This window comes from Escherichia sp. WS3227_2 (assembly GCF_046486495.1).
Classification (GTDB): Bacteria; Pseudomonadota; Gammaproteobacteria; order Enterobacterales; family Enterobacteriaceae; genus Escherichia; species Escherichia coli.
Genome location: NZ_JBJQLG010000004.1, coordinates 235676 through 252574, shown reverse-complemented (window position 1 = coordinate 252574; position 16899 = coordinate 235676). Strand labels below are relative to the sequence as shown.

At 46.7% G+C, this 16899-nt stretch carries 13 protein-coding genes; 6 read left to right on the top strand and 7 right to left on the bottom strand.

Translation table 11 applies throughout. The features are described from left to right. Positions 1-219: 219 nt before the first annotated feature. Positions 220-1140, bottom strand: coding sequence for an alpha/beta hydrolase (locus tag ACJHXB_RS07890; protein ID WP_000860029.1), 921 nt, complete (start codon positions 1138-1140; stop codon positions 220-222). Between the two features lie 156 nt (positions 1141-1296). Here ACJHXB_RS07890 and ACJHXB_RS07885 point away from each other — a divergent pair, with 156 nt between their 5' ends. Together ACJHXB_RS07885 and ACJHXB_RS07880 are read left to right on the top strand one after the other, a co-directional pair. Beyond that, complete coding sequence (locus ACJHXB_RS07885; protein ID WP_001605084.1) at positions 1297-2223, top strand: LysR family transcriptional regulator; 927 nt, start codon at positions 1297-1299, stop codon at positions 2221-2223. Positions 2224-2422: 199 nt separating this feature from the next. Then, positions 2423-3316: a LysR family transcriptional regulator gene (locus ACJHXB_RS07880; RefSeq protein WP_000910713.1), complete on the top strand. Its 894-nt coding sequence runs from the start codon at positions 2423-2425 to the stop codon at positions 3314-3316. A 30-nt stretch (positions 3317-3346) separates the two neighbouring features. Here the strand turns inward: ACJHXB_RS07880 and ACJHXB_RS07875 are convergent, their stop codons facing one another. Both ACJHXB_RS07875 and ACJHXB_RS07870 read right to left on the bottom strand, forming a co-directional pair. Beyond that, positions 3347-4336 (bottom strand): aldo/keto reductase, encoded by a 990-nt coding sequence (locus tag ACJHXB_RS07875; RefSeq protein ID WP_001172275.1) that lies wholly within the window; start codon positions 4334-4336, stop codon positions 3347-3349. A gap of 26 nt (positions 4337-4362) precedes the next feature. Beyond that, positions 4363-5214, bottom strand: coding sequence for an aldo/keto reductase (locus ACJHXB_RS07870; protein ID WP_001174465.1), 852 nt, complete (start codon positions 5212-5214; stop codon positions 4363-4365). 565 nt (positions 5215-5779) lie between these two features. Here ACJHXB_RS07870 and fdeC point away from each other — a divergent pair. Beyond that, positions 5780-10033 carry an inverse autotransporter adhesin FdeC gene (fdeC, locus tag ACJHXB_RS07865; RefSeq protein WP_000092568.1) on the top strand — a complete coding sequence of 1418 codons (4254 nt, stop codon included), beginning with the start codon at positions 5780-5782 and terminating at the stop codon, positions 10031-10033. A gap of 120 nt (positions 10034-10153) precedes the next feature. Here the strand turns inward: fdeC and ACJHXB_RS07860 are convergent, their stop codons facing one another. Next, the gene (locus tag ACJHXB_RS07860) at positions 10154-11011 is read right to left on the bottom strand and encodes a helix-turn-helix domain-containing protein (RefSeq protein WP_001375817.1); all 858 of its coding nucleotides are present in this window, start codon (positions 11009-11011) and stop codon (positions 10154-10156) included. A gap of 248 nt (positions 11012-11259) precedes the next feature. Here ACJHXB_RS07860 and ACJHXB_RS07855 point away from each other — a divergent pair, with 248 nt between their 5' ends. Next, on the top strand, positions 11260-12129 hold the full coding sequence (locus ACJHXB_RS07855; protein WP_001469420.1) for an aldo/keto reductase: 870 nt from the start codon (positions 11260-11262) through the stop codon (positions 12127-12129). Positions 12130-12288: 159 nt separating this feature from the next. Here ACJHXB_RS07855 and rclC read toward each other — a convergent pair whose 3' ends face one another. The 3 genes from rclC to rclA form a co-directional block, all read right to left on the bottom strand. After that, a complete protein-coding gene (gene rclC, locus ACJHXB_RS07850; RefSeq protein ID WP_001355150.1) occupies positions 12289-12882 on the bottom strand; it encodes a reactive chlorine species resistance protein RclC in 594 nt (197 codons plus the stop codon). Positions 12883-12893: 11 nt separating this feature from the next. Then, a complete protein-coding gene (gene rclB, locus ACJHXB_RS07845) occupies positions 12894-13130 on the bottom strand; it encodes a reactive chlorine resistance periplasmic protein RclB (protein WP_000474077.1) in 237 nt (78 codons plus the stop codon). 108 nt (positions 13131-13238) lie between these two features. Beyond that, complete coding sequence (gene rclA / locus ACJHXB_RS07840; RefSeq protein WP_001046322.1) at positions 13239-14564, bottom strand: reactive chlorine resistance oxidoreductase RclA; 1326 nt, start codon at positions 14562-14564, stop codon at positions 13239-13241. Positions 14565-14789: 225 nt separating this feature from the next. On the opposite strand from rclA, the gene rclR reads away from it, so the two are divergent. Both rclR and ACJHXB_RS07830 read left to right on the top strand, forming a co-directional pair. Next, entirely contained in the window at positions 14790-15644 is an 855-nt protein-coding gene (gene rclR, locus ACJHXB_RS07835) for a reactive chlorine-specific transcriptional regulator RclR (RefSeq protein WP_000339603.1), read from the top strand. A gap of 527 nt (positions 15645-16171) precedes the next feature. Beyond that, positions 16172-16891 (top strand): (Fe-S)-binding protein, encoded by a 720-nt coding sequence (locus ACJHXB_RS07830; protein WP_001102122.1) that lies wholly within the window; start codon positions 16172-16174, stop codon positions 16889-16891. Positions 16892-16899 lie beyond the last annotated feature (8 nt).

Genomic DNA, 16899 nt, shown 5'->3' with positions numbered 1-16899 from the left:
TTTTGATGCGTATGTTTTAACTGGTTAGTTGTTGCCAGCTTTGGAACCAAGATTTCTGGCTTTATTTATAATCCCTTCAAAGGGTTTCTAATAATCTTAATAATTGAGTTGCTGCTTTTTTGTTTCTTTAATGAAATTTCTTTTTGAGTAATTTTATTATTGTTGTGTAGTCAATAAAGGATAAATGTCAGGGAGATAAGGAATCTCCCTGTAAAATTATTACAAATGTGTTTTATAAAAAGGAATTAATTTATCGAGTGCCTGTTTCACAGGTTCTGGCTTATCATACAGGTCGTAATGTGAATAACCTTCAACCACGACCAGCTCTTTATGTTTTGAGGCAGCGCGGCCAATAATTTCGCAGCCGTCACGGTAGGCACCAAATGCGCCCACTCTATCGCCCACCACAACCATTATTGGTTGAGTTAACAGGACTTCTGCAAGATGAAATGCATCCCAACCCACGGCAACAGTCTGATGTGAGAATAGCGAACGATTTACCCCATTAGGTGCACAGCCTCGTGGCGAACGATAATATTCTGTGGCTTCAAAAAGGTCTATTTCTGTTAATCCCGCTTCAAGAGCTGCATCCGGAGAAGAGGGGAGTAAATCATCTACGCGAAGTTTTGCGCCGTTAGCTTCGTCTGTTCTTTGTTGCGCCATTGCTTCGAGTGCTCCGATAGGATTAAACGCTGTAAATCCCTCACGCATAAGACGCCCGTAGTTTGCACCCGTGACAGTACCAATAGCTTTAATTCGACGTTCTGTCATTGCGGCATTAATGGCATATCCACCTCCACCACAAATACCCAGTACACCAATACGCCCGGCATCAACGTAAGGTAAGGTGGTAAGGTAATCAACGACAATGCTGAAGTCTTTTACTCGCATTGTTGGATCTTCCAGATAACGCGGTTCCCCACCGCTGCTTCCCTGAAAACTGGCATCAAAAGCAATGACGATAAAGCCAGCTTTTGCCAGGGCGGCACCATACACACTACCCGATGTCTGTTCTTTGCAGCTTCCAATTGGATGGGCGCTGATAATGGCAGGATACTTTTTTTCACTATTAAAATCGTCAGGGAAATAGATATCAGCAGCTATATCCCAGTAAGTGTGTTTTATCGAAACAGTTTTCATTTCAAGCTCCGGGGATTTGCCTAAACAGATTTAAATATCATTTCTATTATCCGCAACTGGCATTCGTGTTCATATCGAGAACGGCGTAATAGTATGACTTGTATTGGTTATCATCAATGGTCTAATATCTATCACAGTGTTAAGTTAAGGTTTACAATGATGAAAATAGAGCCTTCAATTTTGCCTTCTCTTGCCTGGTTTGCGCATATTGTTCGTGCCGGCAGTTTTTCCAGAGCCGCTTCTGAAATGGGTATTACGCGGGCCGCATTGTCCCAGAATTTAAAATCTCTTGAGGAACGTCTTAACACCAAGCTGATATACCGTACGACCCGCAATATGTCGCTTACTGAGGAAGGACTGCGTCTGTATGAAGTGCTGGTGTCGGCTTTGGGGCAAATTGATGATGCTTTGAAAGATGTTGGTGATACCCAACTTGAACCTACAGGCCTGTTGAGAATAAATTCCTCCCGTGTTGCAGCAAGGATGCTTATTGAGCCTCATATTGGCGAGTTTCTTACTCGTTACCCCAAAACAAAGATAGAACTCATTATGGATGACGGTTTATCTAACATTATTGCGGACGGCTGTGATGTGGGCATACGTCTTGAGCAAGGACTGGATGAGCATATGACTGCCGTTCCTGTTTCTCCGCTTATTAAACTGGTTACTGTGGCATCGCCAGATTATTTAAAAGAACACGGTATTCCTGAAACGCCTCAGGAACTGAGTAACCATAATTGCCTTCGGTTGCGGCATAAAAGTAGCGGTGCACTCTCTGCATGGGAGTTTTCTAATGTTGCGGGCGGGAATGAAGAGTTCGAAATAGAGGTTTCAGGTAAGTATATTTCTAATGATGACGAAAGCATGATACGAATGGCGCTGAATGGAACGGGTATCATTCAACATCTGGATTTTGCAATCGCTGAACATATCAATGCGGGCAAGTTACAGCCGATTCTTGAGGATTGGGCCGTTTCATTTCCTGGGTTTTATATATATGTTTCATCACGGGTGAGAATGCCCTCTAAAGTTCGTGCTTTTATTGATTTTATGGTGGAGAAAAGAGTAAAAATAGAAAGTTAATGATGTGTGTCAGAATATCGGTAAGAAGAATGGCACAATCGTGAGGATACGTTTATTCATAATAAATCTCCTGAAAGTTTAGAATTATTTTCGATACAGCCAGATTATCATTGTTACTAATAATGTGGTTAAAATAATAGCATCTATGCCCCCCTTCATGAGTGTCTGTGAAGAGGATGCTTCTACAAGGAAATCGCCAATGCTCAAAGAAAACTTCAACGAACTGCAAATCTTTCTTGTGGTGGCAAGAGAGCGAAGTTTTACCAAAGCAGCGGGCAAACTCGGCGTCTCTCAGTCTGCACTTAGCCATGCAATGAAGGCTCTGGAGGAAAGGCTCAATATCCGCCTCCTGACACGGACTACCCGCAGTGTGGCTCCCACAGAAGCGGGGGAGAGAATCATTGCCTGCCTTGAACCGCGTATTGACGAGCTTGAACAGGAACTGGAATCACTTATTCAATTGAACGGCACGCCCTCCGGGAATATTCGTTTATCTGCCGGGGAACATGCCGCGCGAAGTCTGGTCTGGCCGAAGCTAAAACCTTTTCTCAGAGAGTATCCCGAAATCAATGTCGAACTGGTGGTGGATAACGGTTTTGTCGATATTGTTGAAGGCCGTTTTGATGCCGGGATACGACTGGGTGAAAATGTTGATAAAGATATGGTTGCAGTCAGGATTGGACCAGATATGCGGATGGCTGTGGTGGGAGCTCCGGCGTATTTTGCTGCAAACCCTGCGCCTGAAACGCCTCACGAGCTACAAAATCATCGCTGCATCAACATGCGTTTGCCAACTGCCGGTGGGCTTTACCACTGGGAGTTCGAGCGAGAAGGGAAACCGCTTCGCGTTAAGGTTGATGGGCAGCTGACGTGTAGTCCGTTGCCAGAAAGAATTGATGCCGCCTTATCAGGGTTTGGGATCGCTTGTGTCCCTGAAGACATGGTTCAGGAGTATATAAAGTCAGGCAAGCTTATTCAGGTGTTACAGGAGTGGTGTCCAACTTTTCCTGGGTATTATCTTTACTACCCCAGCCGCAAGCAGCATCCGCCAGCTTTTGCGCTGTTGATCGATGCGCTTCGCTATACCGAATAACGGGTCCTTTATCCTGGACCCGTTTGGGTATTAGCGGCCTACGCGTGCCTGGTGTTCAGGCGAGTAACGTTCACCGACGATTTTAATTGTTTCCAGCGCCTCGCTTATCTGCTGCGTATCTTTCTGCGAAAGAACAATGTCAGCAGCGGCCAGGTTTTCTTCCAGCCGGTGCAGTTTAGTGGTGCCAGGGATGGGAACAATCCACGGCTTTTGTGCTAACAGCCATGCCAGTGCGATTTGTGCAGACGTTACCCCTTTCTCCGCAGCCAGTTCACCTAACAAGGTGACCAGTTTTTCATTGGCTTCAATGGCTTGTGCTGCGAAACGCGGTACGGTGCTGCGGTAGTCATCTTTGCCGAAAGTGGTTCCCGGCTTAATCGCCCCTGTCAGGAAACCTTTACCTAGTGGGCTGAAGGGGACAAAACCAATTCCCAGTTCCTCCAGCAACGGCAGAATTTCCTGTTCAGGCTCACGCCACCACATGGAATATTCGCTTTGCAGGGCGGTGACAGGTTGTACCGCATGTGCACGACGAATGGTTTGTGCTCCCGCTTCCGACAGGCCGAAATGTTTGACCTTACCTTCTGCGATGAGGTCTTTCACCGTTCCTGCAACATCCTCAATAGGAACATCCGGATCAACACGGTGTTGATACAGCAGGTCAATAACATCTGTTTTCAGACGACGTAATGATCCTTCAACGGCTTCACGGATATGTTCCGGACGGCTGTTTAAAATCTGCTGCTTATTATCATCGCCAAAGGTAAAACCGAATTTAGTGGCAATCACCACGCGGTCACGAAACGGTTTTAAGGCTTCGCCGACTACTTCTTCATTCAGATACGGACCATACACTTCGGCGGTATCGAAGAAGGTGACGCCACGTTCAACCGCAGCACGAATAAGTTCGATAGCCTGATGGGTATCGGTCGCCGGGCCGTAGCCGTGGCTTAAGCCCATGCAACCGAGCCCAAGGGCGGAGACTTCGAGTCCGGATTTACCCAGATAACGTTTTTGCATTGAATGAATACCTCTTTTATCGCGGCTTAAACATCAAGTTTGCGGCCAGTCAGCCATTCCACCATTGCGGGATCGCGGTGAGAGAAGAACGCGCTGGTTGCGGTATCCAGGGCGGTAATTTGCAGCATATCTTCAGGGCTGAGTTCAAAATCGAGAATGTTGATGTTCTCTTCCATGCGTTCTTTTCGCACTGATTTTGCCAGTGAAGCAATGCCTCGTTGGTAGATCCAGCGCAGAACAACCTGGCCCACGCTTTTGCCATACTTCTCGCCAATTGCCGTGAGAACAGGATGCTGGAACAGACCATTTTTCCCTTCCGCAAACGGTGCCCAGGCTTCTGGCTGAATGCCACGACTTTGCATCCAGGGAACGGCCTGTAGCTGCTGATTGAAAGGGTTAACTTCAACCTGGTTTACCGCCGGAACGACGTTATTAAAGGCGATAAGGTCAGCCAGTCGGTCAGGATGGAAGTTACTGACGCCAATAGCGCGAATTTTACCGGCCTGTTGCAGCTCTTCCATGGCACGCCAGGCTCCGTGGACATCGCCGTATGGCTGGTGAATCAAATACAGGTCAACGTAATCAAGTTGCAGTCGATTCAGAGAGCGTTCGAACTGGGCTTTGGCCCCTTCGTAACTGGTATCCTGCAACCAGAGTTTCGTGGTGACAAAGAGTTCGTTACGGGCGATACCGCTTTGTTTCAGTGCGTTCCCGACCTGGGTTTCATTTTGATAGGAGGCGGCGGTGTCAATCAGTCGATAACCGGTGTTAATAGCGTCAATGACCGCTCTTTCGCATTCAGCGGCATCGGTCATCTGAAATACACCAAAGCCCAGCAGGGGCATTTCAATACCGTTGTTCAGTTTTACTTTTTGCATGGTGTTATCCTTCCGTTATCGTTCATGAGAAGCATAACGTAAAGGGAAAAGCTCGATTAGACGGCAGGATTTGTCAGGGGTTATGAACGAAATTCATAAATCTGTTTGAGTGTTGCGATGAGTCGTGCAAGTTCGATATCCCTGCAATTCACAGTCTGATGAAGGAAAATGAATATCCATAAAAAATATATTGGTTTATCCTGGTGTATATACCTACTTCGACGTATTCCCAATAGCGATTAATTAAAGATAGGTCATTATTATTCACTCTTAATAATGAATTATTCACTGCCCGCAGAGTAAGAAATATAACTTAAGTATCTATTTAATAACTTGCACAAAAAGCTAAATTTTTACCCATAAATAAAAATATAATCCCGCGCCCAACCACCTGATGAGTGGCTACAGACACTGGATATATTAGGTGGCGGTGTACTTTCTTACATAAAGGTATTTCCTTTTCTGCGGAAAAGGAAATCGGGGATTTCCCGGTTTTTCTGACAAGCAGACGCCACTATTTGTGTCTGCCTATGTTCGTTAATTCGTTCATCAGGAAATTATCTCAATGTCACGTTATAAAACAGGTCATAAACAACCACGATTTCGTTATTCAGTTCTGGCCCGCTGCGTGGCGTGGGCAAATATCTCTGTTCAGGTTCTTTTTCCACTCGCTGTCACCTTTACCCCAGTAATGGCGGCACGCGCGCAGCATGCGGTTCAGCCACGGTTGAGCATGGAAAATACCACGGTAGCTGCTGATAATAATGTGGAGAAAAATGTCGCGTCGTTTGCCGCAAATGCCGGGACATTTTTAAGCAGTCAGCCAGATAGCGATGCGACACGTAACTTTATTACCGGAATGGCCACAGCTAAAGCTAATCAGGAAATACAGGAGTGGCTTGGGAAATATGGTACTGCGCGCGTCAAACTGAATGTCGATAAAGATTTCTCGCTGAAGGATTCTTCGCTGGAAATGCTTTATCCTATTTATGATACGCCGACAAATATGTTGTTCACTCAGGGGGCAATACATCGTACCGACGATCGTACTCAGTCAAATATTGGTTTTGGCTGGCGTCATTTTTCAGGAAATGACTGGATGGCGGGGGTGAATACTTTTATCGATCATGATTTATCCCGTAGTCATACCCGGATTGGTGTTGGTGCGGAATACTGGCGCGATTATTTGAAACTGAGCGCCAATGGTTATATTCGGGCTTCTGGCTGGAAAAAATCGCCGGATGTTGAGGATTATCAGGAACGCCCGGCGAATGGCTGGGATATTCGTGCTGAGGGCTATTTACCTGCCTGGCCGCAGCTTGGCGCAAGCCTGATGTATGAGCAGTATTATGGTGATGAAGTCGGGCTGTTTGGTAAAGATAAACGCCAGAAAGACCCGCATGCTATTTCTGCCGAGGTAACCTATACACCAGTGCCTCTTCTGACACTGAGCGCCGGGCATAAGCAGGGCAAGAGTGGTGAGAATGACACTCGCTTTGGCCTGGAAGTTAATTATCGGATTGGCGAACCTCTGGAAAAACAACTCGATACAGACAGCATTCGCGAGCGTCGAATGCTGGCAGGCAGCCGCTATGACCTGGTTGAGCGTAATAACAATATCGTTCTTGAGTATCGCAAATCTGAAGTGATCCGTATTGCTCTGCCTGAGCGTATTGAAGGCAAGGGCGGCCAGACGGTTTCCCTGGGGCTTGTGGTCAGCAAAGCAACTCACGGTCTGAAAAATGTGCAATGGGAAGCGCCGTCTTTGCTGGCCGCAGGCGGAAAAATTACGGGGCAGGGCAATCAGTGGCAAGTGACGCTCCCGGCTTATCAGGCAGGCAAAGACAATTATTATGCGGTTTCAGCGATTGCCTACGATAACAAAGGCAATGCCTCGAAACGTGTGCAGACAGAAGTGGTTATTAGCGGAGCTGGTATGAGCGCCGATCGTACGGCGTTAACGCTTGACGGTCAGAGCCGTGTTCAAATGCTTGCTAACGGTAATGAGCAAAAGCCGCTGGTGCTGTCTCTGCGCGACGCCGAGGGTCAGCCAGTCACGGGCATGAAAGATCAGATCAAGACTGAACTAACTTTCAAACCGGCTGGAAATATTGTGACTCGTTCTCTGAAGGCCACTAAATCACAGGCAAAGCCAACACTGGGTGAGTTCACCGAAACTGAAGCAGGGGTGTATCAGTCTGTCTTTACTACCGGCACGCAGTCAGGTGAGGCAACGATTACTGTTAGCGTTGATGGCATGAGCAAAACCGTCACTGCAGAACTGCGGGCCACGATGATGGATGTGGCAAACTCCACCCTGAGCGCTAACGAGCCGTCAGGTGACGTGGTTGCTGATGGTCAGCAAGCCTACACGCTGACACTGACAGCGGTGGACTCCGAGGGTAATCCGGTGACGGGAGAAGCCAGCCGCCTGCGACTTGTTCCGCAAGACACTAATGGTGTTACCGTTGGTGCCATTTCGGAAATAAAACCTGGGGTTTACAGCGCCACGGTTTCTTCGACCCGTGCCGGAAACGTTGTTGTACGTGCCTTCAGCGAGCAGTATCAACTGGGCACATTACAACAAACGCTGAAGTTTGTTGCCGGGCCGCTTGATGCAGCACATTCGTCCATCACCCTGAATCCTGATAAACCGGTGGTCGGCGGTACGCTTACGGCAATCTGGTCGACAAAAGATGCCAATGACAACCCTGTGACCAGCCTCACGCCGGAAGCGCCGTCATTAGCGGGTGCCGCTGCTGTTGGTTCTACGGCATCGGGCTGGACAAATAATGGTGATGGGACGTGGACTGCGCAAATTACTCTTGGCTCTACGACGGGTGAATTAGCGGTAATGCCGAAGCTCAATGGACAGGACGCGGCAGCGAATGCGGCTAAAGTGACCGTGGTGGCTGATGCCTTATCTTCAGGCCAGTCGACAGTCTCTGTGGCAAAAGATCACGTAAAAGCAGGCGAAAGCACAACCGTGACGCTTATTGCAAAAGATGCACATGGCAACGCTATCAGCGACCTTTCCCTGTCGGCAAGCCTGACAGGTGCTGCATCTGAAGGGGCGACGGTATCCAACTGGACCGAGCAAGGCGATGGTTCCTATGTCGCTACGCTGACAACAGGCGGAAAGACAGGTGAGCTTCTTGTCATGCCGCTATTCAACGGTCAGCCAGCAGCCACCGATGCTGCGCGGTTGACTGTCGTAGCGGGGGATATGTCATCAGCGAACTCTACGCTTGTTGCGGACAATGAGGCTCCGACCGTCAAAGCGACGACGAAACTCACCTTCACCGTGAAGGATGCGTATGGGAACCTTGTCACCGGGCTGAAGCCAGATGCACCGCAGTTTAGTGGTGCCGCCAGCACGGGGTCAGTGCGACCTTCAACAGGAGACTGGTCAGAAACAAGTAATGGGGTCTACGTGGCGACCTTGACTCTGGGATCTGCCGCGGGCCAGTTGTCTGTGATGCCGCGAGTGAACGGCCAAAATGCCGTTGCTCAGCCACTGGTGCTGAATGTTGCAGGCGACGCTTCCCGGGCAGTGATCAGTGATATGGCGGTGAAGGTGAATAACCAACTGGCAAATGGACAGTCTGCTAACCAGGTAACCCTGACCGTCGTGGACAGCTATGGTAACCCGTTGCAGGGGCAAGAAGTTACGCTGACTTTACCGCAGGGTGTGACTAGCAAGACGGGGAATACAGTAACAACCAATGCGGCAGGTAAAGCGGATATTGAGTTGATATCAACCGTTGCAGGGGAACTTGAAATCGCGGCCGCGGTGAAAAACTCTCAGAAGACGGTCACGGTGAAATTCAACGCGGATGCCAGCACCGGTCAGGCAAACCTGCAGGTAGACACCGCCGTTCAAAAAGTGGCAAACGGCAAAGATGCCTTTACGCTGACGGCGACCGTTGAGGATAAAAACGGTAACCCTGTTCCAGGCACTCTGGTGACCTTTAATCTGCCCCGGGGTGTCAAGCCGCTTACTGGCGATAATGTCTGGGTGAAAGCCAACGATGAGGGGAAAGCAGAGTTGCAGGTGGTTTCCGTGACTGCCGGAACCTATGAGATCACGGCGTCGGCAGGAAATGACCAGCCTTCAGATGCGCAGACTATAACGTTTGTAGCCGATAAGGCTACCGCAACCGTTTCCAGTATTGAGGTGATTGGCAACTATGCACTGGCGGACGGCAAAGCCAAACAGACGTATAAAGTTACGGTGACTGATGCCAATAACAACCTGTTGAAAGATAGCGACGTGACGCTGACTGCCAGCCCGGCTTCGTTAAACCTGGAACCGAATGGCACTGCGACAACGAATGAGCAAGGGCAGGCTATTTTCACCGCTACCACTACTGTTGCGGCGACATACACACTCAAGGCGCAAGTGAGTCAGACCAACGGTCAGGTATCAACGAAAACTGCCGAATCTAAATTCGTCGCGGATGATAAAAACGCGGAGCTCACCGCATCATCTGATGTGCAATCGCTGGTGGCGGATGGGAAATCGACTGCGAAGCTGGAGGTTACCCTGTTCTCGGCAAATAACCCTGTTGGGGGGAATGTGTGGGTCGACATTGAGGCTCCGGAAGGAGTGACGGAGAAGGATTATCAATTCCTGCCGTCGAAAAATGACCATTTCGTGAGCGGAAAAATCACGCGTACATTTAGTACCAGCAAGCCTGGTGTCTATACGTTCACATTTAACGCCCTGACCTATGGCGGGTACGAAATGAAGCCAGTGACGGTGACCATAACCGCGGTGGATGCCGATACGGCAAAGGGCGAGGAGGCGATGAAGTAATATTAAGAATATGAAAGTAACATTCTAATAAACAATAATGGCGTTGACATCTTCAACGCCATTATTTATTGAATTGCCTGACAGTAGTCTCGTTATAAATTCATGTAAACATCGTTACAGCTAAACCGGGCGAACGGGGATAAAAATTTCGCAAACAATGTTATTGCTATCAATTTCGACGAAGTTTTCATTGTAATAAAATCGCTCAATATCACTGCCGTTCACTCTGGCTAACCCCCTGGCAGGTAATTCCATCAGATAGAGGTTTCGCGCCCATTCAGGGTAGTGCTCCCACTCACCTTCATAGCGGAAAGAGGCATACAGTCCTCGGTTAATTGTCCACTCTTTCGACATCTCTGAATCGGTTTGTTTGCATACCGTACCGGAAAAAGTTTCAACTGTGAGCAAATCGACCGATTTTGTTGACGGTTCGAATGTGGAGACGAAATAGATATCCGTCTTAAAACTCTTCATACATCTGGCTAAATGATGACGTCGCAGTTTGACTTCTTCATCCGGTGATTTATTCGACACTTCAATGTCATATTTAAATGAATCGCCAAAAATAGGTGTCTCAGGAAAGTTGACTAATTTACACTCCGTCTTTTGCTGTTGACGTATTAAAAAAGAAGGGAAGATATTTGCGAGATCCCAATAATCACGGTGGCGGTATTCACGGGGAGAGCAGCCGAATAACTTTTTAAATTCACGGCTGAATGACTGCTGTGAATCAAAATGCAAAGAGAGTGCAATATCAAGCATAGATTTCGCGGTGAGCCGGACAAGAATGGCGGCACGACAAAGCCTTCGTTTGCGAATGTATTCTCCCAAAGGCACATGCATGAAATTTCGGAACAGAAGCTGGATGTTGCGTCTGCTGTAGCCAGATTTCTGTGCGATATCTTCGATTGAAATAGGGTGCTCAAGATTGCACTCAATCCACTCCAGGAGCTGCTGTAGAATCTTCTGCCTGATCATCACATTCTCCATTAATTCTTTGTCATATCGCACATTTTCGTTATGCCCTGGGCCCTAAGTGTATCAAAAACAGCAAGGCCCAAGGCAAAAGCACTGGTAGCGTCTGCTTCGTTGTCCCCGAAAATAGAGAGGTTTCAGCCCTACATTATTAATGAATTTTTTGCATAAGTGATATCAAAATCCACATACTAATTTGAGGTTATGTTTTAACGTAGACTCATTGTTCATGCCTAATGGAGGGACTGACAGTGGAATTTTCCGTATTAAGTAACAATCTGAAAATGCCGATGATGGGATTTGGTGTTTTTCAGGTTACCGATAAAAACGTGTGCAAACAGTCAGTGTTGAATGCTATCCGCACGGGTTATCGACTCATCGACACTGCAGCGGTATACGGTAATGAAGATGCCGTCGGTGAAGCCGTTCGTGAAGCTATATCTGAAGGTTTATGTACCCGAGAAGAGTTATTTATAACGTCTAAATTGTGGGTGCAGGATATGGTGAATCAGGATATTGCAGCAGCAGGTATTGAAGCATCATTAAAAAAATCGGGACTGGAATACTTCGATCTCTTTTTATTGCACCAGGCCATGCGCGATTATTTCAGTGCGTGGCGTGCACTCGAAGATGCCTATGAAGAGGGCAAATTAAAAGCGATTGGGGTTTCCAATTTCTACCCTCATGTTCTGGCGAACTTTTGTGAAACGGTAAGAGTTAAACCGATGGTCAACCAGGTCGAGTTGCATCCCTATTTTGCCCAACCAGAGGCGCTGGCAACCATGAAGTATTATAACGTGCAGCCTGAAGCATGGGCTCCGTTAGGTGGTGGACGACATAAACCCTTTGAAAATAATCTGCTTCAGAGTATTGCAGATGCCCATCAAAAATCGATTTCTCAGGTCATTCTGCGTTGGAATATTCAACGGGGAGTGGTCGTTATTCCGAAATCGACACATCAACAGCGTATCGAAGAAAATTTTGCTATTTGGGATTTCTCACTGACAGAGAAAGAAATGGCGCAAATTAGTTCGCTTGATTTGGGTTATGTTGGGGAATCGGTAAAACATTTTAATCCTGAGTTTGTTCGTAGTTGTCTTGCTGTAAAAATACATGATTGATATTAATCACTTATTTTACCTGAGATGACAAGAATCTTTTAACAGGGGAGTGATATTGATCTTCACTCTGTCATATCTCCGGTAATATGGCGTCAGGCTTCATCATCAGAAAGGGGGCCTGACGCCTGAAAAAGTGAACAACAGACAGTGTTCGGATTATCAATATTCAGTTTTTAACGTTGAACTGGATTCATTACTGCGTTGTTTAAGAATGTCCCGCGCCGAATCTGCCATTATCATGACAGCACCTGCCAGCATCAGAGTATCTTTCAATACCAGGCGACCAGCACCAGATAAATAAGGGAAACCATGATGAGCGTCACCCAATGCGGGTACCCATGCCTCCGGGGTGGTGATTAAAAATGAGAGTGTTACCAACGGTGTGGTAAATGCCATCAGCCCTCCCAATAAACCTAACCAGCGATTGACAGGATTAGCCAAAACCAGCAGAGCAATAATCACCTCCACGACGCCAAGACCGTTGGAAAAACCATAGGTATTATTGGCCGATTGCCATGCCCTTGCTTCTGGTTTGTATTCGCCTTCGTGAGTCAGATACTGTTTATAGTCTTCCGGGTGTTCATAAAAGAACGACATTAGTGGACTGTTTGCGACGAATGGTGTAATGCTGTCTGCCTCGTAAGGGACAAACTTTAATAACCCAATCCACATAAAAACAATCGCAATACTCAGACGAATCAATGTCAGGCCAATTTTATCTCCCCGACTTAACAGGTGCAGGTATTTTTCCATTGTGAACATCCTTATTTATACAATACTGCTGTTGCGGTTGAATTATTATCAATTCGCATCGATGTGACTTTCCAGGATGAAGCATTATATTTTCTGGCTATATCAGCAATGGCATCCTCCAGAACTGTCGGTGATGCTGATACTGACGAGACGCTGATATGTTTCAGAATTATTTTATCATCTGCATTGGTGGAAAATGCCATAACGCCAGATAATAGTGTTGCAAATAAAACGGATTTTTTAAACATATAAAATACCATCAATGAAGTGATTAAGAATTTATAGAGTAACAGAGAATTAATAAGATTCTTTTCTCTGAGACGCCAGAATATTTGTTCTGGCGTCTGATTTTGAGTTTATTTGACTAATGAAAATAGATCATTGAGTGATTCGCTCATCGACGGATGAGTAAATATCTGATCGCGTAATATGCTATAAGGCAGCCCGGCATCCATCACCATTTTCACTATATTAATCATCTCGTGGGAGTCAACACACAGCAGTGATGCCCCTAATATACGTTGGGTTTTATTATCAATAATCGCTTTTAATACCCCACGAGTATCATTCATCACTCTGGCACGCGGAATTGCAGCTACAGGCAATGTCACCACCTGAATATCAGCACCACTCTCTCTGGCTTGTTCTTCTGTCATACCAACCCTGGACAGGGGCGGTGTCATAAATACGGAATAAGGCACATTTTTCCGATCATCAGTACTACGTTTGCCTTCACCCAGTAACTCATCACGTACAATGCGGTAATCATCCAGTGATATGTAAGTAAATTGCAGCCCGCCGGTAACATCTCCCATCGCCCAAATATTGTCTGCGGTGGTATGTAATCGCTTGTCAACGACAATTGCCCCGCGCTCGTTTACTGCGATACCGGCATTTTCTGGATGTAACGAAGCGGTAGCCGGTTGACGACCGGAAGCTATTAACAGTGCATCCACCGCCAGTTGGGCGTGCTCGCTATGCACTTGCACTTGATTTTCATGGTGACTGATTCGCTCCACATGGGCATTGAGGATAATATCGACGCCCTGATCGCGTAAAATCGTCGCGATATTATCAGCAATATCCCGATCTTCCCGAGGCAAAAACAGCGAAGCTGCCTCTAAAATGGTTACTTTGCTGCCAAAATTAGCGAACATAGAGGCGAACTCAACGCCAATATATCCGCCGCCCAAAATACCTAAATGCCCAGGCAATTCTTTTAGATTAAGTAATCCGGTGCTGTCATATACACCAGGCGTGGTGGTAATTCCAGTAATTGGCGGAACCACGGTTTGTGCACCGGTATTAATAAAAATTTTCTCGCCATGAATTTCCAGATTTCCCTCAGGCCGATGAACACGCAGGCTATGATTATTGATAAACTCCGCCTGGCCGTCGATCACGTCGATATTGGGCATATCCGCAAGATTATGAAAATTCTTATTACGTAAAAAATTAACCACTTCATTTTTACGCTGTATGGCACGGACAAAATCTGTGTGCTGCTGTGCGTCATGAACCAATGTTTTGGTTGGGATGCAGCCGATATTAATACAGGTCCCGCCATACATTGCATTTGATTGTTCGATGAGAGCCACTCGCCAACCTGCTTTTGCCAGCGTGACGGCTAATGTTTTTCCAGCCTTGCCAAAACCAATAATCACTGCCTGATATTTATTCATGATGATTTCCTGTCGAAACGCGTTCATTTGACATCATGACTATAGATGCAAAAGAGCAAATAACATTTCTTCACAACGCTTGATATTTTGTCTTATCGTCTGGTATTTTCTTTTTCTTAATCAGAATCACAAAACAAAAATCATGATTAACTATTTGATGGTATTACATTAATTATTTACTAAGATTGTTGGTATTTGTAATCAAAAACCACTCAGGAGTCTGATATGGATGCCCTTAGCCGTTTGTTGATGCTTAACGCTCCACAAGGAACGATCGATAAGAATTGCGTGTTAGGAAGTGACTGGCAACTTCCACATGGTGCCGGGGAATTGTCGGTTATTCGTTGGCATGCGTTAACGCAAGGAGCGGCGAAGCTGGAAATGCCGACGGGAGAGATTTTTACATTACGCCCGGGAAATGTGGTCCTGCTACCACAAAATTCAGCTCATCGCCTGAGTCATGTCGATAATGAATCGACCTGTATTGTCTGTGGCACTCTTCGGCTGCAACATTCGGCGCGTTATTTTTTAACGTCTTTGCCGGAAACGCTGTTTGTAGCACCAGTGAACCATAGCGTGGAATATAACTGGCTGAGGGAGGCGATCCCGTTTTTACAACAGGAATCCAGATCGGCAATGCCGGGAGTGGATGCTCTGTGTAGCCAGATCTGCGCTACATTCTTTACCCTCGCGGTGCGTGAGTGGATTGCACAGGTTAATACAGAGAAAAACATTCTCAGTTTGCTTCTGCATCCACGTCTTGGTGCGGTAATACAGCAAATGCTGGAAATGCCAGGACACGCCTGGACCGTCGAATCGCTGGCCAGCATCGCCCACATGTCCCGGGCAAGTTTTGCCCAGCTTTTCCGTGATGTTTCCGGAACCACGCCGCTAGCTGTATTAACAAAGTTGCGTCTACAAATAGCGGCCCAGATGTTTTCCCGGGAAATGCTCCCTGTTGTGGTGATCGCTGAGTCAGTAGGCTATGCCAGTGAATCATCTTTTCACAAGGCGTTTGTCCGCGAGTTTGGTTGTACTCCGGGAGAATATCGGGAAAGGGTCAGACAGCTTGCACCCTGAATAAAACCGCCAGAAATCAGGGCAAAGATAATCCGCATTCCGGGAGTTGTGAGCCTTTCAACTATTTCTATTTCCAACGGTGGTTTGGGCTTTATATATTTTTTTCTGATGGACTCTAGCTCAGTTTTTAAATAAAAATGCAAACTAAATTGCTTCAATTAAATAAAATGCCGATTATTACTTGATACGTAATTATTGTTGGTGATTTTGTTTGTACACCATCAGTGTATATCTCAATAACCCCTGAATAAGTAGCACTGAATAGGTATAAGGGATGTAGCCTTTTTAAATGGATTTCTTATGCCAAAAATGATCGTCGATTTCCCTATAAAATGTGAGCGATGCCGAAAGAAATAAAATTAGTTATTGCATTTGAAGTTTGGATGAAAGATTATCATTTGTCATACAAATGAGGGGTGGTATGTTGCTAGCCAATTAAAAAAGAACGCCATATTTATTGATGATTGATCCCCCGGAAGGGGGGAACCATCGGGCATAAATGGGCATGAAGTAATGGAGTATTAGTTGTGAATGTCAATTTCTTTGTCACCTGTATTGGTGACGCCCTGAAATCAAGAATGGCACGAGACTCCGTGCTGCTACTGGAAAAACTCGGCTGTCGCGTAAATTTCCCGGAGAAACAGGGATGCTGCGGTCAGCCTGCGATCAATAGTGGTTATATCAAAGAAGCGATTCCAGGGATGAAAAATCTGATCGCCGCACTGGAGGATAACGACGATCCCATTATTTCACCGGCTGGCTCCTGTACCTATGCCGTAAAAAGTTACCCAACGTATCTGGCGGATGAGCCTGAATGGGCATCACGTGCCGAAAAGGTTGCCGCGCGTATGCAGGATCTCACCTCTTTTATTGTTAATACATTAGGGGTAGTCGATGTAGGTGCCAGTTTGCAAGGGAGAGCGGTGTATCACCCATCTTGTAGCCTGGCCCGTAAGCTGGGGGTGAAGGACGAGCCACTTATGCTGCTGAAAAATGTGCGTGGACTGGAGCTGTTGACCTTTGCTGAACAGGATACCTGCTGCGGATTTGGCGGCACGTTCTCGGTCAAAATGGCCGAAATATCCGGCGAGATGGTGAAAGAAAAGGTTGCGCACCTGATGGAAGTCCGCCCTGAGTATTTAATTGGTGCTGACGTGAGTTGCCTGCTGAACATCAGTGGGCGATTACAACGGGAAGGGCAGAAAGTCAAAGTAATGCATATTGCCGAAGTGCTGATGAGCCGCTGAGGATATAA